The sequence below is a fragment of the Winslowiella sp. 2C04 genome (assembly GCF_050037805.1).
Lineage (GTDB): Bacteria > Pseudomonadota > Gammaproteobacteria > Enterobacterales > Enterobacteriaceae > Erwinia > Erwinia toletana_A.
This window is the reverse complement of the sequence record NZ_CP188300.1, coordinates 3,291,439-3,303,775: the sequence shown is the minus strand read 5'-3', so window position 1 is coordinate 3,303,775 and position 12,337 is coordinate 3,291,439. Positions and strand designations below refer to the sequence as shown.

At 54.5% G+C, this 12,337-nt stretch carries 13 protein-coding genes; 12 read left to right on the top strand and 1 reads right to left on the bottom strand.

Annotation, left to right across the window (positions count from 1 at the left end; all coding sequences use genetic code 11):
* Positions 1-11 precede the first annotated feature (11 nt).
* From ACP3TC_RS14910 to ACP3TC_RS14870, 9 genes are all read left to right on the top strand, one after another.
* Positions 12-755, top strand: a complete 744-nt coding sequence (locus ACP3TC_RS14910; protein ID WP_313856464.1) for a type 2 GTP cyclohydrolase I — start codon at positions 12-14, stop codon at positions 753-755.
* A 176-nt stretch (positions 756-931) separates the two neighbouring features.
* Positions 932-1,588 carry a 5-oxoprolinase subunit PxpB gene (pxpB, locus tag ACP3TC_RS14905; protein WP_313856466.1) on the top strand — a complete coding sequence of 219 codons (657 nt, stop codon included), beginning with the start codon at positions 932-934 and terminating at the stop codon, positions 1,586-1,588.
* Positions 1,582-2,514 carry a 5-oxoprolinase subunit PxpC gene (gene pxpC / locus ACP3TC_RS14900; RefSeq protein WP_313856468.1) on the top strand — a complete coding sequence of 311 codons (933 nt, stop codon included), beginning with the start codon at positions 1,582-1,584 and terminating at the stop codon, positions 2,512-2,514. Before pxpB ends, pxpC begins: the two co-directional genes overlap by 7 nt.
* On the top strand, positions 2,504-3,244 hold the full coding sequence (gene pxpA / locus ACP3TC_RS14895) for a 5-oxoprolinase subunit PxpA (RefSeq protein WP_426816748.1): 741 nt from the start codon (positions 2,504-2,506) through the stop codon (positions 3,242-3,244). The genes pxpC and pxpA overlap by 11 nt, the downstream gene beginning before the upstream one ends.
* Positions 3,245-3,308: 64 nt before the next feature.
* On the top strand, positions 3,309-4,037 hold the full coding sequence (locus ACP3TC_RS14890) for a DUF969 domain-containing protein (RefSeq protein ID WP_313856470.1): 729 nt from the start codon (positions 3,309-3,311) through the stop codon (positions 4,035-4,037).
* Complete coding sequence (locus ACP3TC_RS14885; protein ID WP_313856471.1) at positions 4,037-5,053, top strand: DUF979 domain-containing protein; 1,017 nt, start codon at positions 4,037-4,039, stop codon at positions 5,051-5,053. Before ACP3TC_RS14890 ends, ACP3TC_RS14885 begins: the two co-directional genes overlap by 1 nt.
* A 7-nt stretch (positions 5,054-5,060) precedes the next feature.
* Entirely contained in the window at positions 5,061-5,708 is a 648-nt protein-coding gene (pcp, locus tag ACP3TC_RS14880) for a pyroglutamyl-peptidase I (protein ID WP_426816747.1), read from the top strand.
* Positions 5,709-5,722: 14 nt separating this feature from the next.
* A complete protein-coding gene (nei, locus tag ACP3TC_RS14875) occupies positions 5,723-6,514 on the top strand; it encodes an endonuclease VIII (protein WP_313856473.1) in 792 nt (263 codons plus the stop codon).
* A 155-nt stretch (positions 6,515-6,669) separates the two neighbouring features.
* On the top strand, positions 6,670-7,797 hold the full coding sequence (locus tag ACP3TC_RS14870) for an RHS repeat-associated core domain-containing protein (RefSeq protein WP_426816746.1): 1,128 nt from the start codon (positions 6,670-6,672) through the stop codon (positions 7,795-7,797).
* 110 nt (positions 7,798-7,907) lie between these two features.
* Here ACP3TC_RS14870 and ACP3TC_RS14865 read toward each other — a convergent pair whose 3' ends face one another.
* Positions 7,908-9,194 carry a citrate synthase gene (locus ACP3TC_RS14865; RefSeq protein ID WP_313856475.1) on the bottom strand — a complete coding sequence of 429 codons (1,287 nt, stop codon included), beginning with the start codon at positions 9,192-9,194 and terminating at the stop codon, positions 7,908-7,910.
* A 636-nt stretch (positions 9,195-9,830) separates the two neighbouring features.
* Between ACP3TC_RS14865 and sdhC the strand changes: the two genes are divergently transcribed.
* From sdhC to sdhA, 3 genes are read left to right on the top strand one after another with little or no spacing between them, the layout of a single operon-like run.
* Complete coding sequence (gene sdhC / locus ACP3TC_RS14860) at positions 9,831-10,220, top strand: succinate dehydrogenase cytochrome b556 subunit (RefSeq protein WP_313856476.1); 390 nt, start codon at positions 9,831-9,833, stop codon at positions 10,218-10,220.
* Positions 10,214-10,561 (top strand): succinate dehydrogenase membrane anchor subunit, encoded by a 348-nt coding sequence (gene sdhD / locus ACP3TC_RS14855; RefSeq protein ID WP_052896893.1) that lies wholly within the window; start codon positions 10,214-10,216, stop codon positions 10,559-10,561. The genes sdhC and sdhD overlap by 7 nt, the downstream gene beginning before the upstream one ends.
* Positions 10,561-12,327 (top strand): succinate dehydrogenase flavoprotein subunit, encoded by a 1,767-nt coding sequence (gene sdhA, locus ACP3TC_RS14850; RefSeq protein WP_426816745.1) that lies wholly within the window; start codon positions 10,561-10,563, stop codon positions 12,325-12,327. The genes sdhD and sdhA overlap by 1 nt, the downstream gene beginning before the upstream one ends.
* Positions 12,328-12,337 lie beyond the last annotated feature (10 nt).

Below are 12,337 nucleotides of genomic sequence, written 5' to 3'. Positions count from 1 at the left end.
CAGGTAAAACAATGCGCAATTCCGAACTGGAACAGATCGTCAACCAGCAGCTCAACACCGCGGCCTTTAGCGATTACGCACCGAATGGGCTGCAGGTGGAAGGTCGCTGCGAGGTGAAGAAGATTATTACCGGCGTCACCGCTTGTCAGGCATTGCTGGATGAGGCCGTGCGTCTGCAGGCCGACGCGGTACTGGTTCACCATGGTTATTTCTGGAAAAACGAAGCCCCGGTGATCAAGGGGATGAAGCGCAATCGCCTGAAAGCGCTGCTGGCAAATGACATCAACCTTTATGGCTGGCATTTGCCGCTGGATGCCCACCCGCAGCTGGGCAATAACGCCCAATTGGCGAAACTGCTGCAAATAGAGGTGCGCGGTGAGATTATGCCATTGGTGCCATGGGGCGAACTGAAAGAAACGCTGACCGGTGAGCAGCTGGCGCAGCGCATTACTGAGGTTCTCGGCCGCACGCCACTGCACTGTGGTGATAATGCTCCTCAGCATATCCGTCGCATCGCCTGGTGCAGCGGCGGTGGGCAGGGTTTTATTGATGACGCGGCGGAGTTTGGTGTGGATGCATTTATCACCGGTGAAGTCTCGGAAAAGACCATTCACAGCGCGCGCGAAAACGGTCTGCACTTTTTTGCCGCCGGTCACCACGCTACCGAGCGCGCAGGGATTAAAGCGCTGGGCGAGTGGCTGGCGGAAAGCTACGGCCTCGACGTTACCTTCATCGATATCGACAATCCTGCCTGATTCTCGTCTGTTACTCCTTCACTTCTGCCGGAGCTGAAGGAGTAAAATGATTGACACCCATATACTTGTTAAGCATAACTGTTTGCCTTAAATGAATAAGCTAATACCCAAAGGGTCTGATATTGCTGCAATTTCAGGCGTTAAGGATGTGTTTTTAGTCTGTCAGGAGGTGCATATTGCAACGAGCACGCTGTTACCTGTTAGGGGAACGCGCGGTAGTGCTTGAACTGGATCCCCCGGTGTCCCTTGCCAGCCAGCAACGGATTTGGGGGCTGAGCGAGCGCCTGAAGAGTCATCCGGATGTGGTGGAATCCATTCCGGGAATGAACAATTTGACCGTGGTGTTGCATAACCCGCAGCAGACCGCGCTGGATGCGATAGAGCGTCTGCAAAGCTGGTGGGAAGAGAGTGAGGCGGTGCTGCCTGAGTCGCGCCAGATAGAAATTCCGGTGATTTATGGCGGTGAGGCTGGTCCCGATCTTGAAGAAGTGGCGCGTCATCATCAGTTAACCACGCGGCAAGTGGTGGAGTTACACGCTTCAGCGGATTATGTGGTCTATTTTATCGGTTTTCAGCCGGGTTTCCCGTATCTGGGAGGGCTGGACAAACGGCTGCACACCCCGCGTCGTGCCGAACCCAGGGTGGTCGTGCCAGCCGGGTCGGTAGGAATTGGCGGCAGCCAGACCGGTATTTATCCACTGGCCTCACCGGGTGGCTGGCAGCTGATAGGCCGCAGTAATCTGCAGCTGTTTAATCCACAGCATCAGCCGCCAACCGTGCTGCGTCCTGGCGACAGCATTCGCTTTGTGCCTCAGAAGGAGGGCATATGCTGACCATTCTTCGTGCCGGAATCAGCACCTCAATCCAGGACGCGGGCCGTACCGGCTGGCGTCAGTATGGCATTGCCCTCAACGGTGCGCTGGATATTCCGGCGATGAAAACCGCCAATCTGCTGGTGGGCAACGCGCAGGATAGTGCGGTACTGGAGATTACGCTGGGGCAGTTCAGCGCCGAATTTGGCCGTGACGGCTGGATTGCGCTGACCGGTGCCGGATGTCACGCCAGTATTGATGGCAAGCCGGTGTGGACCGGCTGGCGTACGGCGGTTAAAGCCGGGCAAACGCTGACGCTGGCGAAGCCGGTACACGGCATGCGCAGTTATCTGGCGCTGGACGGTGGCTTTGATATCCCGCCGCTGCTTGGCTCAGTCAGTACCGATCTGAAAGCCGGTTTTGGCGGTCAGCACGGGCGTCGGGTTGAAGATGGTGATCAGTTGCCGCTGGGTCAGCCTACTGACCGCTTTCGCAAAGCGGCCGGCGTGCGTCAGCTGCTGTGGGGCAATCGCCTGCGCGCGTTGCCAGGACCTGAGTATCACGAATTCAGCCGTGAATCTCAGGAAGCCTTCTGGCGCACCTCATGGAAGCTAAGCCCGCAAAGTAACCGTATGGGTTACCGCTTGCAGGGGCGTATCCTGGCGCGTGACAGCGATCGTGAGCTGCTGTCGCACGGCCTGCTACCGGGGGTGATTCAGGTTCCGCCAAATGGTCAGCCGATTGTGCTGATGTCTGACGCGCAAACCACCGGAGGCTACCCGCGCATTGCCTGCGTTATCGAAGCCGATCTCTATCATTTGGCGCAAATTCGCCTCGGTGAGCCGATCCATTTTGTGCACTGCACGCTGGATGAAGCGCTAAAAGCCAAACAGCAGCAGCAGCGGGCAATCGACCAGATGGTGTGGGGATTAGAAGATGAAAATTGATCTTAACGCCGATCTGGGCGAGGGCAGCGGCAGCGACCAACAGCTGTTGCAGCTGGTCACCTCCGCTAATATCGCCTGCGGTTTTCATGCCGGCGATGCGCAAACCATGTTGCAGTCAGTTCGTTGGGCGCTGGAGTCTGGAGTAGCGATTGGCGCACACCCAAGCTTTCCCGATCGGGAAAACTTTGGTCGCACCGCGATGCAGCTGCCGCCAGAGACGGTATACGCCCAGGTGGTGTACCAGATTGGGGCACTGAAAGCGATAGTTGAGAGTGAAGGCGGCAAGCTGGTTCACGTCAAGCCGCACGGTATGCTGTATAACCAGGCGGCAGTCGATAGCCAACTGGCGGACGCCATTGCCCGCGCGGTTCAAGCGGTCGATCCTTCACTGATTCTGGTCGGGCTGGCAAACAGCGAACTGATCGGTGCCGCTGAGCGACTGGGGCTGGTGGCGCGTCAGGAAGTGTTCGCCGACCGTGGCTACCAGGCCGACGGCACGCTGGTGCCGCGCAGCCAGCCCGGCGCGATGATTGAAAGCGAGCAGCAGGCCATTGAGCAGACGCTGAACATGGTACAGCACGGAAAAGTGTTGAGCATCAGCGGTGAGGAGGTGGCGGTGCGGGCAGACAGCGTTTGCCTGCATGGTGACGGTGCCCATGCGCTGGCCTTCGCTCGTCGGCTGCGCGCAGCCTTTGCTGAACAGCACATCAGCGTAACCAGCCAACAATAATTATTCTGCTGTTTTTTCTCCGGCTATCAGGCCGGAGAGTTTTATTACTCTCTGGAGAGTCATCATGGAAACTGCTGTTAATCTCTGGCCGTTGATTGGTATCGCGGCGATCATTATCGGCTTCTTATTACGCTTTAACCCGGTACTGGTGGTGATTGCTTCCGGTCTTATTACCGGTATTGCCGCCAATATGCCAATTGATACCATTCTGGAAAAGTTGGGATCCGGCTTTCTTAACACCCGTAATCTGGCGTTAATCCTGCTGCTGCCGCTGGCGGTAATTGGTCTGGTCGAGCGTCATGGCCTGAAAGAGCGGGCGCAAGGTTGGATTGCCCATATCAAAAGCGCTACCGCCGGTCGCCTGCTGATTGTCTACCTGTTTGTACGTGAAGCCACTGCGGCGCTGGGCTTAACCAGCCTTGGCGGCCATCCACAAATGGTGCGTCCGCTGCTGGCACCGATGGCCGAAGGCGCAGCTCAAAGCCGCTATGGCGAGTTACCGCCGCAGGTGCGCTACCGTTTGCGTGCCATGTCGGCGGCGACCGATAACGTCGGCCTGTTCTTTGGCGAGGATATCTTTGTAGCTTTTGGTGCCATCATCTTTATGCATAACTTTATGCTGGAGTCCGGCGGGATTCAAACCGAGCCGCTGCATATTGCACTGTGGGGCATTCCGACCGCCATCTGCGCGTTTATCATTCATGCCGTCCGCTTACACCGGCTGGATAAAACCCTCGCCGCTGAACTGGCGTCGCTGAATGCACAAGCGCAGCAAGCGAAAGGAGATCGCTAATGTTCCAGCAACAATATCTTTTCTGGCTGGCAGGGGTGATCCTGCTGATCGTGGCGATCATGTCCTGGCGCGACAAGGCGAATCCACGTCGCCTGACAACCGGACTGTTCTGGGGGCTGTATGGCCTGGTATTTTTGATCGGTGACTGGGCCTATTCGCTGATGAATCAGTTTGCCGGTTCCGCTGCGGAAGGCCAGCGCTGGCTGAATATCACCGTTGGCGTGCTGGTGGTGATTATGGCGCTGGTTGCTGGTCTGGGCGGCGTTAAACTTGGGCGCTATCACCAACGAACGGATGAACAGCGTAAAGAGAGCGCCAGCCGCCTCGGCAATAAACTGTTTCTGCCGGCACTCTCTATTCCGATAGTCACCGTGGTGGGCGTGCTGTCGTTTAACTACATTCCCGGTTTAAAAGAGGCGTTTTTCGGGGAGGGTAATCACTCAACGCTGATTACGCTGTTCTCGATGGCCGTTGGCTGTATTGTCGGCTGGCTGGTGGCGATGAAACTGACGCGCGAAGCGCCGGCACAGTCACTACAGGAAGCGCGCCGCCTGCTCGACTCCATTGGCTGGGCATTTATTCTGCCGCAAATCCTCGCCACTCTTGGCCTGCTGTTTACTACCGCTGGCGTTGGCGTGGCGATTTCTCACCTGACTGAAAGCTATCTGGCGGTCGATAACCGCTTTGTGGCGGTGGCGACCTACGTTATCGGCATGGCGTTACTGACGATGGTGATGGGCAACGCTTTTGCCGCCTTCCCGATTGTGACCGCCGGGATAGGTATTCCGATTCTGATTTTGCAACACGGCGGCAATCCGGCGGTGATGGCGGCTATCGGTATGTTCTCCGGTTATTGCGGCACGCTGATGACGCCGATGGCGGCTAACTTTAATATTGTCCCGGTGGCGCTGCTGGAACTGCCCGATCGCAACGCGGTGATCAAAGCTCAGGTGCCAACCGGCGTGCTATTGTTAATAGTTAACGTATTCCTGCTCTATTTCCTGATGTTCCTGTGAGGGTGTAATGAAAACGGTACTGATTACCGCATTTGAGCCATTTGGTGGCGAACAGATCAATCCGTCCTGGGAAGCGGTGCGTCAGCTTAATGAGCAATTGCTCGGCGGGGCGAAAATTGTCGCCCGCCAGCTACCTTGTGTGTTTGGCGAAGCGCTGAACGCGCTGTACAAGGAGATGGATGAGCTGCAACCGGCTCTGGTGATTGCCGTGGGCCAGGCGGGCGGGCGCAGTGATATCAGCATCGAACGTGTGGCAATCAATGTCGATGATGCGCGAATCCCGGATAATCAGCAAAACCAGCCGATTGATGAGCCGATTGTGGCCGGGGGGCCAGCGGCCTACTTCTCAACGCTACCGATTAAAGCGCTGGTGGAGGGGATACGCGAAGCGGGTATTCCGGCTTCGGTGTCACAAACTGCCGGAACCTATGTCTGTAACCATGTGATGTATGGCCTGTTGCACCGGCTGGCAGAGCAGGGCGACGGTGTGCGCGGTGGCTTTATTCATATTCCATATCTGCCGGAACAGGCGGCAAAACTGCCCGGAATGCCGAGTATGGCAGCGGCGACGGTGATTCTGGCGCTGGAAATGGCGATCTCTGTCGCATTAAGAACCGAACAGGATATCCGCCTGGTGGGCGGAGCTACGCATTAAAGCAGGGAGTTGTTATGCCAGAAGGTCCGGAAATTCGACGGGCGGCTGATAAACTGGAGCGCGCCATTCTGGGGAAAAAGCTGACCGAGGTCTGGTTTGCTTACCCGCAACTGAAAACCTACGAGCCTGCACTACTGGGAGAGAAGGTGACGGCGATTGAAACGCGCGGTAAAGCGCTGCTGACCCACTTCTCTAATGGCCTGACGCTGTACAGCCATAATCAACTGTATGGCGTCTGGCGGGTGGTGAAGAGTGGCGCTGAGCCAGAGACCAATCGCGTGTTACGCGTGCGGCTGGCCAGTAAGGATCAGGCTATTTTGTTGTACAGCGCCTCGGATATTGAGCTGCTGAATAGCGAAACGCTGGCGACGCATCCGTTTTTACAACGCGTTGGGCCGGACGTGCTGGATATGAGCCTCACCACCCAGCAGGTCGAGCAGCGACTGCTGTCGACACGTTTTCGTCGACGGCAGTTCAGTGGTCTGTTACTGGATCAGGCATTTCTGGCCGGACTGGGCAATTACCTGCGCGCTGAGATTCTCTGGCAGGCGCAGTTGTTGCCGCAACATAAAGCGCAGGATTTAGCGCCGGAACAGCTGGCGGCTTTTGCTGATGCACTGCTGGCCATCCCTCGTCACTCTTATCAGATGCGCGGCACCATGGATGAAAATGTTCATCACGGTGCGGCCTTCCGCTTTAAGGTATTTCACCGCACCGGTAAACCCTGTGAGCGTTGCGGCACCACCATTGAAAAGAGCACGCTGTCATCGCGGCCATTTTATTGGTGTCCGGGATGCCAGCATTAAGAGTTGCCGTAAGTGTGTAATATTTGCCTGATCGCTCAGTTCAGGCAAACCTCATTGTGTGAGATCAGTTACCATCTGATTTAATTGATTTTTTCCTTTCTCCAGAACTCTATATGATCAAAAGACTTGGAGCTTTGATTATCAGGAGTTTATCTATGGCTAACAACGGTCTGAGATTTAACGGAGAACGGCGCGATGCCGTCAGTCAGAATTATCATTTGGGCAATGGCTACCGCGCGTATAATCCAGCAACGATGCGTTTTAACTGCCCGGACAGCTGGAGCCCGTTTGGCGCGGGCGGCATTAATCCGTATGCATATTGTGCCGGCGACCCGGTTAATCGGGCCGATCCGTCAGGTCATTTCAGCTGGCAGGCCGGGCTGGGAATGGGGCTGGGAATTCTTGGTATTATCGCGGCAATTTTTACCGGCGGCGCTTCGATTGCGGCAGCAGGGAGCCTTAGCGCAGCACTTGCTGGCGCTGAAACGATGACATTAGCCATCGGCACCTCAGCCTTTGTAGCCGATGTGACCGGAGTCGTCAGTTCCGCCATTGAGCAGAGTCGCCCGCAAGCATCAGCAGTTCTGGGCTGGCTCTCTTTTGCCGGCGGAATGCTCAGTTGTGGCGTTGCGCTGGGCGCGGGTGGATACCGTATGCTCAATGAGGCCAGCAGCGAATTAAGGCAGCGGCTGGGAAATATCCGGGAAGTCGGGCTGAGCGGACGTGGGGCAGCTGGCGGTTCCGCTCTGATCCGCTCCAGCTCTCTGACCGATTTTAATACGCTATACCGCTATGATCAGCGCTCACCCAGGGAAATCATGAGTTCGGGTTTTCAGGGAACCAGAACCCATTTTACGCGACATGTTTATGCTGCTTTCCAGCAAGAAACGGTATTTTCCAGTCGGACGCTAGCCGGTGTGAATGAATTTCACAGTATTATCCAGGATGAATTATATTCTCAGGGATTCAGAGAGTTCACCCATAATCCCAACCGATATTTTTTACTGTATAAGATTAACCCGCAAGGCAGGAACTTCGTTGATTTCTCCAGCGAGTACCTGGTAAAAGGGAAAAGATTTATTAAAGAAATCGCCAGAAATAGTGATATGCATATTTACGGCCATTTGAATTTTTCGGATCTCACCTATAAAAGCCTGCGTTACAAAATACCCGACTCATTTGTTTGGGTGCGTGAGGTTCAGATTCAGGGGCTAATCACCCCCGATAAAATCACGCCAGTTTTCCCACGTCGGCTTGATTATCTGGATCTGGCCTGGTGGTAATGATGCCAGCCTGGCTGACTGCAATGAGCCAGCACTCAATACGCAACAGCAAAAAAAAATCCGTAATCCAACGGGATTACGGATTTCTGTTGATAACGATAACGCTGAGGTTATTTTTTCTTCAGCTGTGAAGAGAAATCACGTTTATCGTAACCGGTATACAGCTGACGTGGACGGGCAATTTTAATGCCGTCATCGTGCATCTCTTTCCAGTGAGCAATCCAGCCTACGGTACGCGCCATCGCAAAGATCACGGTGAACATCGAAGAAGGAATACCCATCGCTTTCAGAATAATGCCAGAATAGAAATCGACGTTTGGATAGAGTTTACGCTCAATAAAGTACGGGTCGTTCAGCGCAATATGTTCCAGCTCCATCGCTACTTCCAGCAGGTCATCTTTCATACCCAGCTCGTTCAGCACTTCGTGACAGGTTTCACGCATCACGGTCGCACGCGGATCGTAATTTTTGTAAACGCGATGGCCAAAGCCCATCAGGCGGAAAGAGTCATTTTTGTCTTTCGCACGTTTAACAAACTCAGGAATATGGTCAACGTTGCTGATCTCTTCCAGCATGCGCAGGCAGGCTTCATTGGCTCCACCGTGAGCGGGTCCCCACAGTGAGGCGATGCCTGCCGCGATACAGGCAAAGGGATTCGCTCCGGAGGAACCTGCGGTACGCACCGTTGAAGTAGAGGCATTCTGCTCGTGATCGGCATGCAGTACCAGAATACGATCCATTGCGCGTTCCAGCACCGGATTAACCTTGTACTCTTCGCACGGGGTAGAGAACATCATGTTCAGGAAGTTACCCGCGTAAGAGAGGTCATTACGTGGATAGACAAACGGCTGGCCGATAGAATATTTGTAGCACATCGCTGCGACGGTCGGCATTTTCGACAGCAGGCGGAAGGCGGCGATTTCACGGTGGCGCTCGATGTTAACGTCTAAGGAGTCATGATAAAACGCCGCCAGTGCACCGGTAACACCGCACATCACTGCCATCGGATGAGAATCACGGCGGAAGCCCATAAACAGACGATTAATCTGCTCATGAATCATCGTATGGCGGGTTACGGTCGTGCGGAATTCATCAAATTCCGCCTGAGTTGGCGCTTCACCGTTCAGCAGGATATAGCAGACTTCGAGGTAGTTAGAGTGCAGAGCTAACTGGTCAATCGGGAAACCGCGATGCAGCAGAATGCCTTCTTCACCATCGATATAGGTGATTTTGGATTCACAGGATGCAGTAGACGTAAAGCCAGGGTCAAACGTGAACAGGCCTTTTGAACCCAGGCTTCGGATATCGATTTCGTCTTCGCCAAGCGTACCTTTAAGTACGTCCAGCTCAATCGGAGCTTCGCCTTCCAGGGTTAGTGTCGCTTTTTTATCAGCCATTTACAGTCTCCTTAGCGCCTTATTTGTAGGGATCTTTGACACCTGATTGGCCATCATACCTTGGGCTGCCTGCGAAGAAATGCAGTCTATCGCCTCTGTGACATATTTTATCTTGCAGGGTACAGAGCGATGGGCGCGTACAAGCGAGGGTCCGGCAGGCATGAAATGCTGCGTTACACGGTTGTTAAAGATCCGGTCTGGTCATTATTTTCTCGTAACCTTTATCTGATGCTTTTGAGTAGCTCACTCAATCACTGTTACATAACTTGTGCTTAGGGGAAAGTGTATCCCCATAACTTTTGTGCATCATAGGGTTTTCAATCCCTCGTTTGTAACAGGAATGTTGAACTTTTGTCAAATCAGATAATTAAATTTGTATAAATTGTGAAAACCGTGAGGTTGATCACTGTTCGACCTAAATTATACCAAAGAGATTGTAGGGGAATTGTAATCAGAATGTGATCCCCCTATACTTCGGCCAGGTCTCCGGAACACCCTGCAGTAGGAGCCACCCAGCGTTTCATACGCGTCGTTTTGACACTGGACGTTGTAGTTTAAGTGCCTGGCGCAGTGCTTTATTGTTAACGCTGTCTGACCCCCCTTCAGGACCGGAGGAAGCAAAATAAGAAAAGCTGTGTGGGCAAAACCGTGAAAAAACAAAGACCTGTCAACTTGGATCTCACTACGATCCGGTTTCCCGTTACTGCAATAGCGTCCATTCTCCACCGCGTCTCCGGCGTGATCACCTTCGTGGCGGTCGGTATTCTGCTATGGCTACTTGGTCTCTCTCTCTCATCACCCGAAGGCTTCCTGCAGGCATCCGCCGTCATGGACAGCTTTATCGTTAAATTCATCGTATGGGGCATTCTTACCGCGCTGGCATATCACATTGCCGGTGGCATCCGCCATATGCTGATGGATTTTGGTTACCTCGGCGAAACCTTACAAATTGGTACGCGTTCTGCCCAGGTGACTTTTGGTATCACCGTCGTGCTTTCAATTCTGGCTGGAGTCCTCGTATGGTAAGCAATGCTTCTGCACTGGGGCGCAACGGCGTACATGACTGGCTGCTGTTACGTGCCGCTGCCATGGTTATTACCCTTTATGTGCTCTATATCCTCGGTTTCCTGGTGGTGTCAGATACGCTGACCTACGACATCTGGCGTGGATTTTTTGCCTCCTCTTTCACCAAGGTGTTCACGCTCCTGACGCTGTTATCCATTCTGGTGCATGGCTGGATTGGTATGTGGCAGGTGCTGACTGACTACGTTAAGCCGGTTGCGCTGCGCTTAATGTTGCAACTGGTGGTAGTGGTTGCACTGTTGGTCTATGCAATTTATGGAACTGTTGTGGTTTGGGGTGCTTAATGAAATTGCCAGTCAGAGAATTTGACGCCGTCGTAATCGGCGCTGGTGGTGCAGGCATGCGTGCCGCGCTACAGATTTCCCAATCGGGCCAGAGCTGTGCCCTGTTGTCGAAAGTTTTTCCAACCCGTTCCCATACCGTGTCTGCTCAGGGCGGTATCACCGTTGCGCTGGGTAACAGCCACGAGGACAACTGGGAATGGCACATGTATGACACCGTTAAAGGCTCCGACTATATCGGCGACCAGGACGCGATCGAATACATGTGTAAAACCGGTCCGGAAGCGATTCTGGAACTGGAACATATGGGCCTGCCGTTCTCCCGTCTGGACGATGGCCGCATCTATCAGCGTCCATTCGGCGGCCAGTCACTGAACTTCGGTGGCGAGCAGGCGGCACGTACTGCCGCGGCGGCTGACCGCACCGGTCACGCCTTGCTGCATACGCTGTATCAGCAGAACCTGAAAAACAAAACCACCATCTTCTCCGAATGGTATGCGCTGGATCTGGTGAAAAATGCCGATGGTGCCATTGTCGGCTGTACCGCGCTGAATATTGAAGATGGCGAAGTGGTTTACTTTAAAGCCCGCGCCACGGTGCTGGCGACCGGGGGGGCAGGCCGTATCTATCAGTCCACCACTAACGCCCATATCAATACCGGTGACGGCGTCGGCATGGCGCTGCGCGCCGGTGTGCCGGTGCAGGATATGGAAATGTGGCAGTTCCACCCAACCGGCATCGCTGGTGCCGGGGTGCTGGTCACCGAAGGCTGTCGTGGTGAAGGCGGATATCTGCTGAACAAACACGGCGAGCGCTTTATGGAGCGTTACGCGCCAAATGCCAAAGACCTCGCCGGCCGTGATGTGGTTGCGCGTTCGATTATGATCGAAATTCGTGAAGGCCGTGGCTGTGATGGTCCGTGGGGGCCGCACGCCAAACTGAAACTGGATCACCTGGGTAAAGATGTGCTCGAATCCCGTCTGCCGGGCATTCTGGAGCTGTCGCGTACCTTTGCTCACGTCGACCCGGTGAAAGAGCCGATTCCGGTGATTCCAACCTGCCACTATATGATGGGCGGCATTCCAACCAAAGTGACCGGTCAGGCGCTGACGGTAAACGAGCAGGGTGAAGATGTGGTGATCCCGGGCCTGTTTGCGGTCGGTGAAATTGCCTGCGTATCGGTACACGGTGCTAACCGTCTGGGGGGGAACTCGCTGCTCGATCTGGTGGTGTTTGGCCGTTCTGCCGGTCTGCATCTGCAGGAATCTATCGAGCAACAGGGCGAACTGCGTGATGCGACCGAAGAAGAGATTGACGCGTCACTGGCGCGTATGAATCGCTGGAACAATAACACCACCGGTGAAGACCCGGCGGAACTGCGCAAAGCACTGCAGTCCTGCATGCAGCATAACTTCTCGGTATTCCGTGAAGGTGATGCAATGGCGAAAGGTCTGGAAGAGCTGAAAGCGCTGCGCGAACGTCTGAAAAACGCACGTCTGGATGACCGCTCCAGCGACTTCAACACACAGCGTGTTGAGTGTCTGGAACTGGATAACCTGATGGAAACCGCCTACGCCACTGCGGTATCCGCTAACTTCCGCACCGAAAGTCGTGGCGCACACAGCCGCTTTGACTTCCCGGACCGTGATGATGCGAACTGGTTATGTCACAGCTTGTATCTGCCGCAAAGCGAAAGCATGACGCGCCGTGAGGTGAACATGCAGCCGAAGCTGCGCGAGGCTTTCCCGCCGAAAGCGCGTACTTACTAAATTTGCGGAG